The organism is Comamonas sp. FG99 (assembly GCF_057808605.1).
Genome location: NZ_JBMDII010000011.1, coordinates 1 through 15,452 on the forward strand (window position 1 = coordinate 1; position 15,452 = coordinate 15,452).

The window sequence follows — 15,452 nt, forward strand, 5'->3', positions numbered from 1 at the left end:
GCCAGCGCCGCCACGCTGGCCGCCGCCGCGGCCTACGACTTCGACATGGACGTGTTCCACCCCGTCATCGCCACCCAGGGCATGGTGGCGAGCGAGCAGGAACTCGCCTCCAAGGCCGGCCTCGACATCCTGAAGGCCGGCGGCAACGCGGTGGACGCGGCCGTCGCCATGGGCTTTGCGCTTGCCGTCACCCTGCCCAATGCCGGCAACATCGGCGGCGGCGGCTTCATGATGGTGCACGAAGCCAAGACCGGCAAGGACATCGCGCTCGACTTCCGCGAGATGGCGCCCCGCGCCGCATCGCGCAACATGTACCTCGACGCCAAGGGCAATGTGATCGACGACAAGTCGCTGCACACCCACTTCGCGGTCGGCGTGCCCGGCACCGTGGCCGGCATGGACCATGCGCTCAAGCGGTGGGGCACCATGCCGCTGTCGCGCGTGATGGCGCCGGCCATCGCGCTGGCCGACAAGGGCTACCCGGTGAGCGAAACCCTGGCCACCATCCTCAAGCAGGAACAGCAGAACATGGGCAAGTGGGATGCCACCAAGGCCATCTTCTGGAAGAACGGCGCGCCGCTCAAGCGCGACGACCGCCTGGTGCAGAAAGACCTCGCCAACTCCATGCGCCTGATCGCGCAGGGTGGCGCCAAGGCCTTCTACCAGGGCCCGATCGCCAAGAAGATCGCCGCCGAGATGGCCACGCACCAGGGCCCCATCACGCTGCAGGACCTGGCCGCCTACAAGGTGGTCGAGCGCGAGCCGGTGCGCGGCAGCTACCGCGGCTACCAGATCGTGACCATGCCGCCGCCCTCGTCCGGCGGCATCCACGTGGTGCAGATCCTCAACATGATGGAGCAGTGGCCGCTCAACCAGTGGGGCCACAACAGCGCCCGCAGCGTGCACCACATGGCCGAGGCGATGAAGCTGGCCTACGCCGACCGCTCCGAATACCTGGGCGACACCGACTTCGTGAAGGTGCCGGTCAAGGGCCTGCTGTCCAAACAGTACGCGGCCGAGCTGGCCCGGCGCATCAGCGACGAGCGCACCCTGCCCGCCAAGGACGTCAAGCCCGGCAAGCCCCAGCCCTACGAGAGCGACCAGACCACCCACTACTCGGTGATGGACAAGGCCGGCAACATCGTCGCCGTGACCTACACGCTCAACACCAACTTCGGCAGCGGCATCGTGGCCAAGGGCACGGGCATCATGCTCAACAACCAGATGGACGACTTCTCGGCCAAGCCCGGCGTGCCCAACGCCTACGGCCTGGTCGGCGGCGATGCCAACGCCATCGAGGCCGGCAAGCGCCCGCTGTCCTCGATGACGCCCACCTTCGTGCTCAAGGACGGCAAGCCCTGGCTGGTGACCGGCAGCCCCGGCGGCGCGCGCATCATCACCACCGTGCTGCAAGTCATCTCCAACAGCATCGACTTCGGCATGAACCCCGCCGAAGCCACCGCCGCGCTGCGCTTCCACCAGCAGTGGACGCCGGACGAGCTGCGCGTGGAAAAAGGCTTCTCAGTGGACACCATCAACCTGCTCAAGCAGCGCGGCGAGAACGTGGTGGTCAAGCCCTCGATGGGCCGCACCCAGACCATCCAGGTGCGCAACGGCGAGTTCTGGGGCTACTCGGACCCGCGCAACCCCGACGGCAAGACGCTGGGCTACTGAGCCACGCCCGCTCGGGCCAGACCGGAAGGAACGCCTGGCGGCGTTCCTTCTTTTTTTGTCATAAGCATAGGCCGATTGATTGTTTGGATACGTGGCCGAAAAGCTGCTACAAAGGCGGCTGCATCTTTACGACAACACCAAGGAGCCCGCTTCCATGCGCATCGAAACCCTGGCCGTCCACGCCGGCTATTCGCCCGACCCCACCACCAAGGCGGCGGCCGTGCCCATCTACCAGACCGTGGCCTACGCCTTCGACAACGCCCAGCACGGCGCCGACCTGTTCGACCTGAAGGTGCCCGGCAACATCTACACGCGCATCATGAACCCCACGACCGACGTGCTCGAAAAGCGCGTCGCGGCGCTGGAGGGCGGCATTGCCGCCGTGGCCGTGGCCTCGGGCATGGCGGCCGTCACCTACGCCATCCAGGCGATCGCCGAGGCCGGCGACAACATCGTCTCGGCCAGCACGCTCTACGGCGGCACCTACAACCTGTTCGCCCACACCTTCCCGCAGCAGGGCATCACCGTGCGCTTCGCCGATCCGCGCGAGCCGGCCAGCTTCGCACAGCACATCGACGAGAAGACCAAGGCCATCTTCATCGAATCCATCGGCAACCCGCTGGGCAACGTGACCGACATCGCCGCGCTGGCCAAGGTGGCGCACGAGCACGGCGTGCCGCTGATCGTGGACAACACCGTGCCCAGCCCCTACCTGCTGCGCCCCATCGAGCATGGCGCCGACATCGTCGTGCACTCGCTCACCAAGTACCTGGGCGGCCACGGCAACAGCGTGGGCGGCGCGGTGGTGGACAGCGGCAAGTTCCCTTGGGGCCAGCACAAAGCGCGCTTCAAGCGCCTGAACGAGCCCGACGTGAGCTACCACGGCGTGGTCTACACCGAGGCCCTGGGCCCGGCCGCCTACATCGGCCGCGTGCGCGTGGTGCCGCTGCGCAATACCGGCGCCGCCCTGGCGCCGCACAGCGCCTTCCTGATCCTGCAGGGCATAGAGACGCTCGCGCTGCGCATGGACCGCATCTGCGACAACACCCAGAAAATCGCCGAGACCCTGCAGAAGCACGCCAAGGTCGAATGGGTGCGCTACGCCGGCCTGCCCGATCATCCCGACCATGCGCTGGTGCAGCGCCAAAGCGGCGGCAAGGCCTCGGGCATCCTGTCGTTCAGCCTCAAATCCAGCGACAGCGATCCGCGCGCGGCTGGCGCGCGCTTCCTCGATGCGCTGCAGCTCTTCACCCGCCTGGTGAACATCGGTGACGCCAAGTCGCTGGCCACGCACCCGGCCTCGACCACGCACCGCCAGCTCGACGCCGCCGAACTCGCCAAGGCCGGCGTCAGCGAAGGCATGGTGCGCCTGTCGGTGGGCATCGAGCATATCGACGACCTGCTGGCCGACCTGAACCAGGCGCTGGACCAGGTCTAGCACCCCGCATTTCTTAGCCAAAATGGCTGCCTGCGCTTGTACAGCAAGCGCAGGCAGCTTTTGTTTTGATAGCAGTCGCCAAAGTGCCAACAACGCCGCCCATCCAGTGTAGGATGCACGCTGCATCATCCGTTAAATCAAAAATGTAAGGAGACGACGATGGACATCCAACCGCCCGGCGCAGCCAAGCCGATCAAGCGGCGCACGCAGGCGGAGCGCAGCCAGGAGACACAGCGCAAGATCATCGCCTCTGCACTCAAACTGCTGCAGGAGGTGGGCTACCAGCAGACCAACCTGCAGGAAATCGCCCGCGGCGCCGACGTGACGCTCGGCGCGGTGCAGCACCAGTTCGGCACCCGCAACGCGCTGATGGAGCGCCTGGTCGACGAGGTGATGGCGCCACTGGGCGAGCTGGGCTGGGTGGACGAAGGCGACATCAAGGGCGAGCCGCTGGAGAGCCGCGCGCAAATCTTCGTGCAGGCCGCGTGGGAGCGGGTGTACGGCACACCCAGCTACGTGGCGGCCTGGGGCATGTTCTTCGGCTGCAAGACCACACCGGCGCTGCTGGAGCGCATCGACGAGCACCGGGCCCAGCACGACCCGATGTATTTCGCGCACTTCGTCGACACCTTTCCCGAGATCGCCCGCAGCCACCCGCAGCCCGAGAACTTTGCGGCGGTGATCCTGGCGGCGCTGCGCGGCCTGTCGGTGCTGGGCCTGTTCAAGCTCGACCCCGAGGCCACGCGCCAGCAGCTGGCGGTGGTGGCGCAGATGATCGTGCAGGCGGGGCGCGGCTGATTGTCAGGGCAGGCACGGCCAGGAGCTCAGACCCGCCCGGTGACCGGGATGGCCGCGCCGTGCACGGCGCGCGCCGCGTCCGACGCCAGGAAGGCGATCACCTCGGCCAGCGCCTCGGGCGCGACCCAGCGGGCAAAGTCGGCATCGGGCATGCCGGCGCGGTTGTCCGGCGTGTCGATGATGGACGGCAGCACGCAGTTGACGTTGATGCCCTGGTCGCGCAGCTCGGCCGACATGGATTCGGTCAGCCGGATCAGCGCGCTCTTGGAGGCCGCGTAGGCGCCCATGTTGGCGCCGCCCTGGCGCGCCGCGCCGGCCCCCACCGTCACCACCTTGCCGCCGCCCTGCGCCACCAGCTGCGGCACGACCGCCGCCGCCACGTTCAGCAGGCTGCGGGCGTTCAGGTCCATCAGGAAGTCCCAGGTGGCGGGCGCCGTGGCGTGCACCGGCTCGCCCATGCGAAAGCCCCCGGCCAGATGGCATAGCACATCGATGCGGCCGGCGCCGCGCACGGTCTTGGCCAGCGCCTCGCGCTCCAGCAGGTCGGCGGCCAGCAATGTGGCGCCGGCCAGGTGGCCAAAGGCCTTGTTCAGCGCGCCGGCGTCGCGGTCGAGCAGTACCAGGCGCGCGCCTTGCGCCTGGAAGGCGGCGGCCACGGCCCGGCCCAGGTGGCCGGCGGCGCCGGTGATCATCACGGTTTGCGTTGCGCTATTCTTCATGCCACTGCCTGCTTGCGTTTTTGCTTGTGGTAGCTACCGGTGCCCCGGTGCAGCACGGTGTCGCCGGCCAGCACGTCGCCCGGCTCGTGGTCGCCGGCGGCCTTGACCCGCGCGTAGCAGGGGTCGAAGTCGATCTGCGCCAGCGCCAGCAGGTCGTCGAGCTTGTCGAGCACGAAATAGCTTTCCTGGAAGTCGTCGATGCGGTAGCGGGTGCGCATCACCCGCTCCAGCTCGAAGGCTATGCGGTTGGGCGAGGCATCCTCGACTGAGAACACGGTCTCGGTGGCCGACGAGACGATGCCCGCGCCGTAGATGCGCAGGCCCTCGGGCTGGCGCACCAGGCCGAACTCGACCGTGTACCAGTACACGCGCGCCAGCTTCTCCAGCACGCCCAGCTTCTTGGCGCGCAGCCCGCCCTGGCCATAGGCCTGGATGAACTCGGCGATCACCGGGTTCAGCAGCATGGGCACATGGCCGAACACGTCGTGGAACACGTCGGGCTCTTCCAGGTAATCGAGCTCGTGCGGCTTGCGGATGAACTGGCCGGCCGGAAAGCGGCGGTTGGCCAGGTGCTCGAAGAACACGTCGTCGGGCACCAGGCCGGGCACGGCCACCACCTGCCAGCCGGTGCGCTTCATCAGGATCTCGGACAGCTGCTCGAAGTTGGGGATCTGCTCGGGGCCGATGGGCAGGTGCTGCATGCCGGCCAGGAACTCGTCGCAGGCGCGCCCGGGCAGCAGGCGGCTTTGGCGCTCGAACAGCGTCTTCCACACCGCGTGCTCCTCGGCGCTGTAGTTGGCCCAGCCCTGGTCGATGGTCCAGTCGGGCCGCTCGGGCGCCTGGCCGCCGGCCAGGCCGTGCTTGGCGGATGACATATCGCTCACCTTTGCTGCGTGGCCAGTGCCTCGGCCACCTGGTCCATAGTGCGTGCCAGCTCGATGTCGTTCATCGACAGGCCGTCCACGTCGTGGGTGGTCAGCGTCACCGTCACCTTGTTGTAGACGTTGAACCACTCGGGGTGATGATTGCGCTTTTCGGCGATGACCGCCACCTGGGCCATGAAACCCATGGCCTGAGCGAAGTCATGGAAGCGGTATTCGCGCACGATGATGCCGCCGCGCTCGGCGGCGAAGCGCCATGCGGGCAGCTGCGCGAGCAGCGGCTGCAGTTGCTGGTCGGAGAGCTTCATCGTGGGTTCCTCTCAGGCAGTTTGGCCTTCTTCGTCGACCTTGAGCACGCCGCGGCTGATCTGGTCGCGCTCCATCGATTCGAACAAGGCCTTGAAGTTGCCTTCGCCGAAGCCTTCGCGGTAGTTGCCCTTGCGCTCGATGAACTCGAAGAACACGGGGCCCAGCAGCGGCTCGGAGAAGATCTGCAGCAGCAGGCGCGGGCGGCCGCCTTCGGTGGTGCCGTCCAGCAGGATGCCGCGCGATTGCAGCTCGCCCACCGCCTGGCCGTGGCCCGGCAGGCGCTTGTCGAGGTTGGCGTAGTAGATGTCGTTGGGCGCGGTCAGCAGCGGAATGCCGGCCATCTGCAGCTGGTCGATGGCGGTGGGCAGGTCTTCGCACAGCAGCGCGATGTGCTGGATGCCCTCGCCGTTGAACTGCATCAGGAATTCCTCGATCTGGCCACCGCCCTGGCGTGCTTCCTCGTTCAGGGGGATGCGGATCAGGCCGTCGGGCGCGGTCATGGCTTTGGAGGTCAGGCCGGTGTATTCGCCCTTGATGTCGAAGTACCGGATTTCCTGGAAGTTGAACAGCTTGTTGTAGAAGTCGGCCCAGTAGGCCATGCGGCCGCGGTAGACGTTGTGCGTCAGGTGGTCGACCACCTGGAAGCCGTGGCCCACCGGGTTGCGGTCCACGCCTTCGAGGTATTCGAAGTCGATGTCGTAGATGGACTTGCCTTCCTCGAAGCGGTCGATCAGGTACAGCGGCGCGCCGCCGATGCCCTTGATGGCCGGCAGGCGCAGCTCCATCGGGCCGGTGGGGATCTCGATGGGCTGCGCGCCCAGCGACAGCGCCAGGTTGTAGGCCTTGTGCGCGTCCTTCACGCGGAAGGCCAGGCCGCAGGCGCAGGGGCCGTGCTCGGCGGCGAAGTAGCCGGCCTGGCTCTTGGGCTCGCGGTTGATGATGAAGTTGATGCCGCCCTGGCGGTACAGCACCACGTCCTTGGAGCGGTGCTTGGCCACCAGCGTGAAGCCCATCTTCTCGAACAGGGGCTCCAGCACGCCGTGCGTGGGCGAGGCGAATTCCACGAACTCGAAGCCCATCAGGCCCATGGGATTGTCAAACAGGTCAGCCATGATTCATTCTCCAGAAAACAGGTTTAAGCAGACGCCCGAACCAGCGCGGACGACGGACGAACAATGGCGCGATAGGCTACGTAGACTAGCACTATCCACACCGGGATGGCGAGCGCCGAAGAGCGCACCGAAGGGGTCAGCAGCATCACGCCCACCACCAGCGCCATCGCCACCAGGCACAGGTAGTTGGACAGCGGAAACAGCGGCGCCAGGAAACCCAGCCTGGTGCCGCGCGCCACGTGCGCCTTGCGAAAACGCAGGTGGGCGATGACGATGATGGTCCAGGTGATGACCAGCGCCGCGACGATCAGCGACATCAGGATCTCCAGCACGCTGGCCGGCGCCACATAGTTCAGCACCACGCACAGCGCGGTGATGATGGCCGGATAGACGATGGCGCGCACCGGCACGCCGCGGCTGTTGACCTGCATCAGTGACTTGGGCGCATTGCCCTGCTGCGCCATGCCGTACAGCAGGCGACTGTTGCTGTAGACCATGCTGTTGTAGACCGACAGCGTGGCGGTGAGGATCACGAAGTTCAGCAGGTTGGCCGCCAGGTTGGCGCCCAGGCCCGAGAACACCAGCACGAAGGGGCTGCTGCTGTAGGTGTCGCCGCCGGCCTTGAGCTGGGCGACCAGCTCGGTCCAGGGCGTGAGCGACATCAGCACCGCCATCGAGCCCACGTAGAACACCAGCACGCGCAAGATCAGCTGGTTGATCGCCTTGGGAATCACGCGGCGCGGCTCCTCGGTCTCGGCGGCGGCAAAGCCCAGCATCTCGACCCCGCCGAAGGCCACCATGATGAGCGCGAAAGCCATCAGCAGGCCCGAGAAGCCATTGGGCAGGAAGCCGCCGTGCTTCCACAGATTGCTCACGCTTTGCTGCGGGTTGCTGCCGGTGGCCAGCAGGTAGATGCCGGTGGCGATCATGCCCACCACGGCCACGATCTTGATCAGCGCGAACCAGAACTCGAACTCGCCATAGGCCTTGACGTTGATGAAGTTCACGCCGTTGATCAGCACGAAGAACACCGCCGCCGTCACCCAGGTGGGAATGCCGGGCCACCAGAACTGGATGAACTTGCCCGCGGCCGTCAGCTCCAGCATGCCCACCAGCACGTACAGGGCCACGCAGTTCCAGCCCGACAGGAAGCCGGCGAAGCGCCCCACGTAGCGGTTGGCGAAATGGCTGAACGAGCCGGCCGTGGGCTCCTCCACCAGCATCTCGCCCAGGAAGCGCATGATCAGAAAGATCACCAGCCCGCACAGCGCATAGTCCAGCAGCACGGCGGGGCCGGCCAGCTCGATGGTGCCGGCCGAGCCGAGAAAAAGCCCGGTGCCGATCGTGCCGCCCAGGGCGATCAGCTGGATGTGGCGGCTCTTGAGCTTGCGCTCCAGGTGGCCGGAAGAGGAACTGCCGTGCATGGGAATGTGCTCCTTGGATATCTGTAGGTATGTTCCGGCCTGGCCTTGTGGGCACCGGCCTGTGCATGGACTGGGTTGCAATGGGCGGCAAGTTTATGCGCCGCAGATTCATGTTGCAATATACGTTTATTGTTTATTTATTAGGGATATTCCCCAATAGCACAGGCGGCCTGGCGCCGCCAGCCCGGAACGCAAGCGGGCGGGAAAAACCAGTGGCCATGGCGGGATCGGCGGCCGGGCTCAGCGCGCCGGGGTGCGCGCCCGCAGGCTCTGCGTGAGCTGCTGCGCGGCCAGCCGCACGCGCTGGGCAATGCCTTCCACCCGCGCAGCGGTCATGCGCTGCGACAAGGCCGCCACACTGACCGCGCCTATCGGCTGGCCCATGCTGTCGCAAAAATGCGCCCCCACCGCCGTGACCCCCAGGCTCACCTTGTTCTCGATGACGGCAACACCCTGCTGCGCGGTGCGCAGGCAGGCTTCGGCCAGGGCCTGTTCGCTCAAGCGGCCGAATGCCGGCAGGGCCGGGGCGACACGCGCGATGATTTCGGCGCGCTCCCCGGCCTCGATGGCCGCCAGCACCGCGAGGCCGCCGGCGCCCACGCCCAGCGGCCGGCGGCTGCCCACCTCGAGCACCAGGGTACGGATCGGGAACGAGCCCTCGATCCGGTGCATGCACACGGCATCGAAGCCGCTGCGGATGACCAGGTAGACCGTGTCCTCGGTGTCCCGCTCCAGCGCGGCCATGGCCGGCTCGCACAGGTCCCGGATGTCATGCATCGTCGATCCGGCAATGCCCAGCTCGAACGCCAGCGCGCCCAGCTTGTAGCGCTGCGTCTCGCCATGCTGCTGCGCCAGCCGCTCGGCAATCAGCTGCTTGAGGATGCGGTGCGCCGAGGAATGCGGCATGCCCGATTGCTGCGCCAGTTCGCTCAGCGGACAGCCCCTCGCCCCGGCCGTGGCCAGGAGCTTGAGCAGCACCACGCCGCGCTTGAGCGAGCCGGCATCGGAAGTGGTTTTCATGTTCATTTATCGGACATCACTGAGACACACAGGCAGTGATTACAAAACAATTCCTATACACCATCTCTCATCCCATCCAACTATCGGACATGCCAAGCGAGCCAGACTCCATGACCCACGTACAGACCCCAGCCCGCCTGGCGGGCAAGATCGCCCTTGTCACCGGCGGCAGCAATGGCATAGGCGCGGCCACCGTGCGCGTGCTCGCGCAGGCCGGCGCGACGGTGGTGATCGGCTACCACACCGGCCAGGAACGCGCCCTGGCGCTGCGCGACTCGCTGCCGGGCGAGCACCATGTGCTGCAGCTCACGCTGGACGATCCCTGCACCCATGCCGCAGCCGCGCAGTGGCTGCGCGAGCGCTTCGGCAGGCTGGACATCCTGGTGAACTCCGCGGGCCATACGCAGCGCATCGCGCATGCGGACCTGGCTACGCTCACGCCTGAGCTGTTCAACCGCATCCTGCTGTCCAACGCCGGCGGCAGCTATGCCATCACCCATGCGCTCATGACGCTGCTGCGCGCCAGCACGGACGCGGTCGTGGTGAACGTTTCCTCGGTATCCGCGTTCACCGGCAATGGCAGCAACATGGCCTACTGCGCGGCCAAGGCGGCGCTTGACACACTCACCCTGTCGCTGGCGCGCGCCTTCGGCCCGGTGCGTTTTCTCTGCGTCTCGCCCGCATCGGTGGACACCGGTTTCGTTGCCGGCCGCAGCCGGGAGGAAGTCGAGAAGAAGGCCGCCCAGACACCGCTGGGCCGCGTGGTGACACCGCAGGATGTGGCCGACAGCGTGCTGGCCTGCGTGGCACTGCTGCGCACCGCCACCGGCACACGCGTCGTCATCGACGGAGGGCACAGCCTGTGACCGCCACGCCCCCCCCGGAGGCCGGCCATGATCGTCGAGCAGCGCACCTACACGGCCCACCCCGGCAAATGGCGCGACTACCTGGCGCTCTACGAAGCCGAGGGCCTGCACATCCAGCAGCGCATCCTGGGCCGCATGGTGGGCTACTACACCACCGAGAGCGGCCCGCTCAACCAGATCGTCCACCTCTGGGCCTACGCCGATCTCAACGAGCGCGCCGAACGCCGCGCGCGGCTCGCCGCCCACCCCGGCTGGCAGGCCTATGTCGCCCGGATGCTGCCGCTGCTGCAAAGCCAGGAATCGAGGTACCTGCTGCCCGCCCGCTTCTTCACACCGCAATGGCAGCCGGCCAGAGACTGAACACACCAGGAGTCCATCCATGCTCTGCAAAAAGCTTCACCATGCCGCCTTTCGCTGCCAGGACGCGGCGGCCACCGTCAAGTTCTACACCGAGGTGCTGGGGCTCAAGTTCTCACACGCCATGGGCGAGGACCATGTGCCTTCCACCGGCAGGTACAGCCCGCACATCCATATCTTCTTCGAGATGGAGGACGGCAGCAATATCGCATTCTTCGAGTGCCCACTCGATGCCGGCGAGCCCTCGGGGCGCGACCCCCACACGCCGGGCTGGATACAGCACTTCGCCTTCGAGGTCGCCGACATGGACACGCTGCTGCGGGCCAAGGCCGAGCTGCAGGCCAAGGGCCTGTCCGTGGTAGGCCCGACCAACCATGACGACTTCATCACCTCGATCTATTTCTTCGACCCTTCCGGCCACCGGCTGGAGCTGACCACGCGCACCTGCGATGCATCGCGCTACCGGATCTTCGAGGCCGAAGCCCCGCAGGTGCTCGCGCTGTGGAATGCATCCCACGACTGGTCGCAGCGCGAGAAGCTCTACGGCGCCAAGACCGGGTATGCGCGCGCACCAGGCATGCAGTGAACACCAACACCATCCAGGAGACAAGACCATGCACCGTCACCACATCACACGCCGCCAGGCCTTGATGGGCACAGCCGCCGCCCTGGCGCTGCCGCGGGCAAGCCGGGCAGAGGAGGCCTATCCAAGCCGCCCCATCCAGCTGATCCACGGCTTTGGCGCAGGCGGCAATGCCGACGTGGTGGCCCGCCTGATCGGCCAGAAAATGGCCGAGGCGCTGAAACAGCCGGTGGTCGTGGACATCAAGAGCGGTGCAGGCGGCACCATCGCCAGCAATACCGTCGCCAAGGCCGCGCCCGACGGCTACAGCCTCGTCATGCTGACCGGGGCGCACACCGTATCCGCCGCACTGCGCCAGAAGCTGCCCTACGATCCGGTGAAGGACTTCGCCTTCATCTCCGGCGTATCCGCCTTCCCCTTCGTGGTGGCCGTGCGCGCCGAGCATCCCGCCAAGACGCTGGCCGAGCTGATCGAGGCCGCGAAACACAACCCCGGCAAGCTCACCTTCACCTCGGTCGGCGTGGGCTCCACGCAGCACATGGTGGGTGAGCTGCTCGGCTCCGCAGCCAAGGTGCAATTGCTGCATGTACCCTACCGCGGCGGCGGCGCGCCGGTGCAGGCCGTGATCGGCGGCGATGTGGACGTGCTCATCGACACGATCACCGTGGCCGCGCCGCACATCCAGTCGGGCCGGCTGCGCGCGCTCGGGGTGACCAGCGCCGCCGCCTGGCCCACGATGCCCGGGGTTGCGCCGGTAGCCGCCACGCTGCCCGGCTTCGAGGTGCGTTCCTGGCTCGGCCTGGCGGCGCCGGCAGGCACGCCGGCGCCCATCGTCGACCGTCTGGCCGAAGCCACCCACCTCGCGCTCCAGGATGCGGGCGTGCAAAAGACCCTGGCTGGCGCTGGCAGCATGCCGGCGCCAAGCACGCCGGCGGCCTTGCGCTCCATGGTGGAGAGCGAAATCGCCCGCTGGCATGCCGTCATCCGCCAAGTCGGCATTCCGCTGCAGGGCTGAGCGCCGTCGCTACCGCTGCTGCGCCATCGGCTGAAAGCGCTTGAGCCGCAGCGCATTGCCCAGCACGAACACGCTGGACATGGCCATCGCGCCCGCGGCGAACACCGGCGACAGCAGGGCTCCATTGACCGGATACAGCAGCCCGGCGGCCACCGGAATCAGCGCCACATTGTAGGCAAAGGCCCAGAACAGGTTCTGGCGGATGTTGCGCATGGCCGCGCGCGACAGCGCCACCGCCTGCGGCACGCCGCGCATGTCGCCGCCCATCAGCACCACGTCGGCCGACTCGATCGCCACATCGGTGCCGGTGCCTATCGCCAGCCCCACGTCGGCCTCGGCCAGCGCCGGCGCGTCGTTGATGCCGTCGCCCACATAGGCGATCGGGCCATGCGCGCGGCGCAGGCGCTGGATGGCCTGCACCTTGCCCTCGGGCAACACCTCGGCCACCACCTCGTCTATGCCCAGCCGGCGCGCAATCGCCTCGCCGGTGCGGCGGCTGTCGCCGGTGACCATCGCCACCTTCAGCCCCAGCGCATGCAGCGCGGCAATCGCATCGCGGCTGCTGGGCTTGATCGGGTCGGAGACCGCCAGCATGGCCGCGAACCTGCCGGCCATGGCCACGTACATCGGCGACTTGCCTTCGTCGCCCAGCCGCGCCGCATCGCCGGCAAAGCCCGCCAGCTGCGCGGCCAGGCCCAGCTCGCCCATCAGCCGGGCCGAGCCCACATGCACCTCGGCGCCATCCACCAAGGCGCGCACGCCGCGGCCGGTGAGCGACTCGAAACCCGACACCGTGCCCAGCGCCAGTTGCTCCTGCTCTGCCGCACGCACCAGGGCCTGCGCAATGGGGTGCTCGGACTGCGCCTCGACCGCCGCCACCGCGGCCAGCACCGCGGCCCGCTCGAAGCCCTGCGCCGCCAGCAGATCGGTCAGCTCGGGCTGGCCCTTGGTGAGCGTGCCGGTCTTGTCCACCGCCACCACGCGGGCAGCCTGCAGCGCCTGCAGCGCGTCGCCCTTGCGCAGCAGCACGCCCAGCTGCGCCGCGCGGCCGGTGCCCACCATGATCGAGGTGGGCGTGGCCAGCCCCATGGCGCAGGGGCAGGCAATGATCAGCACCGCCACCGCGTTCACCAGCGCCATGCTGAGCGCGGGCGAAGGCCCGAGCCACAGCCACAGCCCGAAGGTGGCCAGCGCCACCAGCATCACCGCCGGCACGAACCACATGGTCACGCGGTCCACCAGCCGCTGTATCGGCAGCTTGCTGCCCTGGGCCTGCTCCACCATGCGGATGATCTGCGCCAGCACGGTGTCGGCGCCCACCTGCGTGGCCCGAAAGCGCAGCGCCCCGGCCTGGTTGACCGTGCCGCCCACCACGCTGGCGCCCGCCGTCTTGCGCACCGGCACCGGCTCGCCGCTGATCATGGATTCATCGACGAAGCTGTCGCCCTCGCTCACCTCTCCGTCGGCGGGAATGCGCTCGCCGGGCCGCACCAGCACCTCGTCGCCCACCAGCACCTCGGCCACGGCGATGTCCAGCACCTCGCCGCCGCGCTGCACGCGCGCGGTGGTGGGCTGGATCTGCACCAGCCGCTGGATGGCCTGCGAGGTATGGCTCTTGGCACGCGCCTCCAGATAGCGCCCCAGCAGGATCAGCGCGATGATGACCACCGAGGCCTCGTAGTACACATGCACCGTGCCGGCCGGCAGCCACGCCGGCGCCCAGGTGGCCACCAGCGAATAGCTGAACGCCGCCAGCGTGCCCACCGCGACCAGCGAGTTCATGTCGGGCGCGGCGCGCAGCAGCGCAGGAATGCCCTTGGCATAAAAGTGCCTGCCCGGCCCCAGCAGCACGGCCGCGGCCAGCGCGCATTGCAGGTACCAGTTGAGCTGCTGCGGCAGATACTGCGCCAGCCAGTGGTGAAAGGCCGGCACCAGATGCCCGCCCATCTCCAGCACGAACACCGGCAGCGCCAGCGCCATGGCCCAGGCCATCGAGCGGCGCAACGCCACCAATTCCTGCCGCTGGCGCTCGGCCTGCGCCTGGCCGCCGTCAGCGCCGGCGAGCTGCGCCTCGTAGCCCGCCTTGGCCACGGCGGCCAGCAGCGCCGCCGCCGCCACGCCGCCATGCGCCTGCACCGTGGCGCGCTCGGTGGCCAGGTTGACGCTGGCGCTGCGCACGCCGGGCACGGCCCTAAGCGCACGCTCCACCCGGCCCACGCACGAGGCGCAGCTCATGCCCTTGACGGCCAGCGTGATGCTGGCATCGGGTACCTCATAGCCCGCGCGCTGCACCGCGCCTATCGCGCCCTGCAGCACGGCGGGCGCATCGCTGCCGGCGGCCAGCTCCAGGCTGGCGCGCTGCGTGGCCAGGTTCACCGCCGCGCCGGCCACGCCGGGCACCGCCTTCAGCGCCCGCTCAACCCGCCCCACGCACGAGGCGCAAGTCATGCCTTCGATCGGCAGTTGCATAGCTGTCTGGTTCATGCTCACTCCTATGCCCTGCACTCTAAACATTGCCATGGTGAGAGAGTCAAGCGATGAGGGCTCTGCGCCGGGCCCACCGCGATGACCATGCCAGCAGACGCGATTGGCACTTGTACCCCAGAATTTATGCATCTACAATAAATCAAATGAAAGCTCGGTTGATCTGGAGCGAGGCCAAGCGCAAACACAACTGGCGCAAACACGGACTGGATTTCGCCCATGCCCGATGGGTTCTCGATTCCCAGTACCGCCTGGATGTAGAAGTGGAGCGTGGCGGCGAGTTGCGGATTCAATCGTTTTCCTATGTGCTCGATGTGCTGGCCGTGCTGACGGTGGTGCATACCGGGCGCGAAGGCATGGCGCGCATCATCAGCTTCCGCCGCGCCAGCGCCGATGAACGCGAGGTCTACCATGAGTGGCTTGAAAGTGAATGACATGACGCGCAAGCAAGTGGCCGCAGCCGTGCAGGCCATCCCGGCTGGCACTGATTTCGTGTGGGACGGCAAGAATGAGGACGAGCGCCCGCTGACCAAGGAGGAAATGCGCGCAGGCATGGTGGCCGCGACCAAAAGGCGCGGCCGCCCCACAGGCAGCAACAACAAGGAGCAAGTGGCGATCCGCTTCGACCCCGAGGTGCTGGCAGCATTCCGCGCCGCCGGGCCGGGCTGGCAAACGCGCATGAACGATGCGCTCAAGGACTGGCTGCGCACGCATAGCCCGGCGTGAGCTGCCGGATTCGTGCGCCCAACCACATTCAGCCTGCTTGGCAAAC

Annotated in this window: 16 protein-coding genes; 9 read left to right on the forward strand and 7 right to left on the reverse strand. The window is 67.6% G+C overall.

Going from position 1 to position 15,452, the window contains the following annotated elements:
* The 3 genes from ggt to ACODRX_RS09285 form a co-directional block, all read left to right on the forward strand.
* Positions 1–1,674: gamma-glutamyltransferase (gene ggt / locus ACODRX_RS09275; protein WP_488871134.1), on the forward strand; the 1,674-nt coding region annotated here is incomplete at its 5' end.
* 154 nt (positions 1,675–1,828) lie between these two features.
* Positions 1,829–3,112, forward strand: a complete 1,284-nt coding sequence (locus tag ACODRX_RS09280; protein ID WP_488871136.1) for an O-acetylhomoserine aminocarboxypropyltransferase/cysteine synthase family protein — start codon at positions 1,829–1,831, stop codon at positions 3,110–3,112.
* A gap of 159 nt (positions 3,113–3,271) precedes the next feature.
* Entirely contained in the window at positions 3,272–3,910 is a 639-nt protein-coding gene (locus tag ACODRX_RS09285; RefSeq protein ID WP_488871137.1) for a TetR/AcrR family transcriptional regulator, read from the forward strand.
* A 26-nt stretch (positions 3,911–3,936) separates the two neighbouring features.
* Here ACODRX_RS09285 and ACODRX_RS09290 read toward each other — a convergent pair whose 3' ends face one another.
* The 6 genes from ACODRX_RS09290 to ACODRX_RS09315 all read right to left on the reverse strand — a co-directional run bounded on the left by ACODRX_RS09290 (position 3,937) and on the right by ACODRX_RS09315 (position 9,375).
* The gene (locus tag ACODRX_RS09290) at positions 3,937–4,629 is read right to left on the reverse strand and encodes an SDR family NAD(P)-dependent oxidoreductase (protein ID WP_488871139.1); all 693 of its coding nucleotides are present in this window, start codon (positions 4,627–4,629) and stop codon (positions 3,937–3,939) included.
* On the reverse strand, positions 4,626–5,504 hold the full coding sequence (phhA, locus tag ACODRX_RS09295; protein ID WP_488871141.1) for a phenylalanine 4-monooxygenase: 879 nt from the start codon (positions 5,502–5,504) through the stop codon (positions 4,626–4,628). The genes ACODRX_RS09290 and phhA overlap by 4 nt, the downstream gene beginning before the upstream one ends.
* A gap of 5 nt (positions 5,505–5,509) precedes the next feature.
* Positions 5,510–5,818: a 4a-hydroxytetrahydrobiopterin dehydratase gene (locus ACODRX_RS09300; RefSeq protein ID WP_488871142.1), complete on the reverse strand. Its 309-nt coding sequence runs from the start codon at positions 5,816–5,818 to the stop codon at positions 5,510–5,512.
* A 12-nt stretch (positions 5,819–5,830) separates the two neighbouring features.
* Positions 5,831–6,931, reverse strand: coding sequence for a 4-hydroxyphenylpyruvate dioxygenase (hppD, locus tag ACODRX_RS09305; protein ID WP_488871143.1), 1,101 nt, complete (start codon positions 6,929–6,931; stop codon positions 5,831–5,833).
* A 23-nt stretch (positions 6,932–6,954) separates the two neighbouring features.
* Positions 6,955–8,355, reverse strand: coding sequence for an amino acid permease (locus tag ACODRX_RS09310; RefSeq protein WP_488871144.1), 1,401 nt, complete (start codon positions 8,353–8,355; stop codon positions 6,955–6,957).
* Positions 8,356–8,595: 240 nt separating this feature from the next.
* Positions 8,596–9,375: an IclR family transcriptional regulator gene (locus tag ACODRX_RS09315; RefSeq protein ID WP_488871146.1), complete on the reverse strand. Its 780-nt coding sequence runs from the start codon at positions 9,373–9,375 to the stop codon at positions 8,596–8,598.
* A 110-nt stretch (positions 9,376–9,485) separates the two neighbouring features.
* Here ACODRX_RS09315 and ACODRX_RS09320 point away from each other — a divergent pair, with 110 nt between their 5' ends.
* The 4 genes from ACODRX_RS09320 to ACODRX_RS09335 are packed head-to-tail and all read left to right on the forward strand — an operon-like array spanning position 9,486 to position 12,196.
* The gene (locus ACODRX_RS09320) at positions 9,486–10,241 is read left to right on the forward strand and encodes an SDR family NAD(P)-dependent oxidoreductase (protein ID WP_488871147.1); all 756 of its coding nucleotides are present in this window, start codon (positions 9,486–9,488) and stop codon (positions 10,239–10,241) included.
* Positions 10,242–10,268: 27 nt separating this feature from the next.
* Positions 10,269–10,601, forward strand: a complete 333-nt coding sequence (locus ACODRX_RS09325; protein WP_488871148.1) for an NIPSNAP family protein — start codon at positions 10,269–10,271, stop codon at positions 10,599–10,601.
* Between the two features lie 19 nt (positions 10,602–10,620).
* Positions 10,621–11,184, forward strand: coding sequence for a VOC family protein (locus ACODRX_RS09330; protein WP_488871149.1), 564 nt, complete (start codon positions 10,621–10,623; stop codon positions 11,182–11,184).
* A 28-nt stretch (positions 11,185–11,212) separates the two neighbouring features.
* Positions 11,213–12,196 carry a tripartite tricarboxylate transporter substrate binding protein gene (locus ACODRX_RS09335; RefSeq protein WP_488871150.1) on the forward strand — a complete coding sequence of 328 codons (984 nt, stop codon included), beginning with the start codon at positions 11,213–11,215 and terminating at the stop codon, positions 12,194–12,196.
* 9 nt (positions 12,197–12,205) lie between these two features.
* On the opposite strand, the gene ACODRX_RS09340 is transcribed toward ACODRX_RS09335, so the two are convergent.
* Positions 12,206–14,680 (reverse strand): heavy metal translocating P-type ATPase, encoded by a 2,475-nt coding sequence (locus ACODRX_RS09340; protein WP_488871151.1) that lies wholly within the window; start codon positions 14,678–14,680, stop codon positions 12,206–12,208.
* A 146-nt stretch (positions 14,681–14,826) separates the two neighbouring features.
* On the opposite strand from ACODRX_RS09340, the gene ACODRX_RS09345 reads away from it, so the two are divergent.
* Together ACODRX_RS09345 and ACODRX_RS09350 are read left to right on the forward strand one after the other, a co-directional pair.
* Positions 14,827–15,114, forward strand: a complete 288-nt coding sequence (locus ACODRX_RS09345) for a BrnT family toxin (protein ID WP_488871152.1) — start codon at positions 14,827–14,829, stop codon at positions 15,112–15,114.
* Position 15,115: 1 nt separating this feature from the next.
* A complete protein-coding gene (locus ACODRX_RS09350; protein ID WP_488871153.1) occupies positions 15,116–15,406 on the forward strand; it encodes a BrnA antitoxin family protein in 291 nt (96 codons plus the stop codon).
* Positions 15,407–15,452 lie beyond the last annotated feature (46 nt).

Coding starts and splice junctions, on each gene's coding strand:
- ACODRX_RS09300 (WP_488871142.1), bottom strand. CDS start 5,818: ATGAAGCTCTCCGACCAGCAACTGCAGCCGCTGCTCGCGCAGCTGCCC.
- ACODRX_RS09290 (WP_488871139.1), bottom strand. CDS start 4,629: ATGAAGAATAGCGCAACGCAAACCGTGATGATCACCGGCGCCGCCGGC.
- phhA (WP_488871141.1), bottom strand. CDS start 5,504: ATGTCATCCGCCAAGCACGGCCTGGCCGGCGGCCAGGCGCCCGAGCGG.
- ACODRX_RS09350 (WP_488871153.1), top strand. CDS start 15,116: ATGACGCGCAAGCAAGTGGCCGCAGCCGTGCAGGCCATCCCGGCTGGC.
- ACODRX_RS09325 (WP_488871148.1), top strand. CDS start 10,269: ATGATCGTCGAGCAGCGCACCTACACGGCCCACCCCGGCAAATGGCGC.
- ACODRX_RS09320 (WP_488871147.1), top strand. CDS start 9,486: ATGACCCACGTACAGACCCCAGCCCGCCTGGCGGGCAAGATCGCCCTT.
- ACODRX_RS09330 (WP_488871149.1), top strand. CDS start 10,621: ATGCTCTGCAAAAAGCTTCACCATGCCGCCTTTCGCTGCCAGGACGCG.
- ACODRX_RS09345 (WP_488871152.1), top strand. CDS start 14,827: ATGAAAGCTCGGTTGATCTGGAGCGAGGCCAAGCGCAAACACAACTGG.
- ACODRX_RS09280 (WP_488871136.1), top strand. CDS start 1,829: ATGCGCATCGAAACCCTGGCCGTCCACGCCGGCTATTCGCCCGACCCC.
- hppD (WP_488871143.1), bottom strand. CDS start 6,931: ATGGCTGACCTGTTTGACAATCCCATGGGCCTGATGGGCTTCGAGTTC.
- ACODRX_RS09335 (WP_488871150.1), top strand. CDS start 11,213: ATGCACCGTCACCACATCACACGCCGCCAGGCCTTGATGGGCACAGCC.
- ACODRX_RS09285 (WP_488871137.1), top strand. CDS start 3,272: ATGGACATCCAACCGCCCGGCGCAGCCAAGCCGATCAAGCGGCGCACG.
- ACODRX_RS09340 (WP_488871151.1), bottom strand. CDS start 14,680: ATGAACCAGACAGCTATGCAACTGCCGATCGAAGGCATGACTTGCGCC.
- ACODRX_RS09315 (WP_488871146.1), bottom strand. CDS start 9,375: ATGAAAACCACTTCCGATGCCGGCTCGCTCAAGCGCGGCGTGGTGCTG.
- ACODRX_RS09310 (WP_488871144.1), bottom strand. CDS start 8,355: ATGCACGGCAGTTCCTCTTCCGGCCACCTGGAGCGCAAGCTCAAGAGC.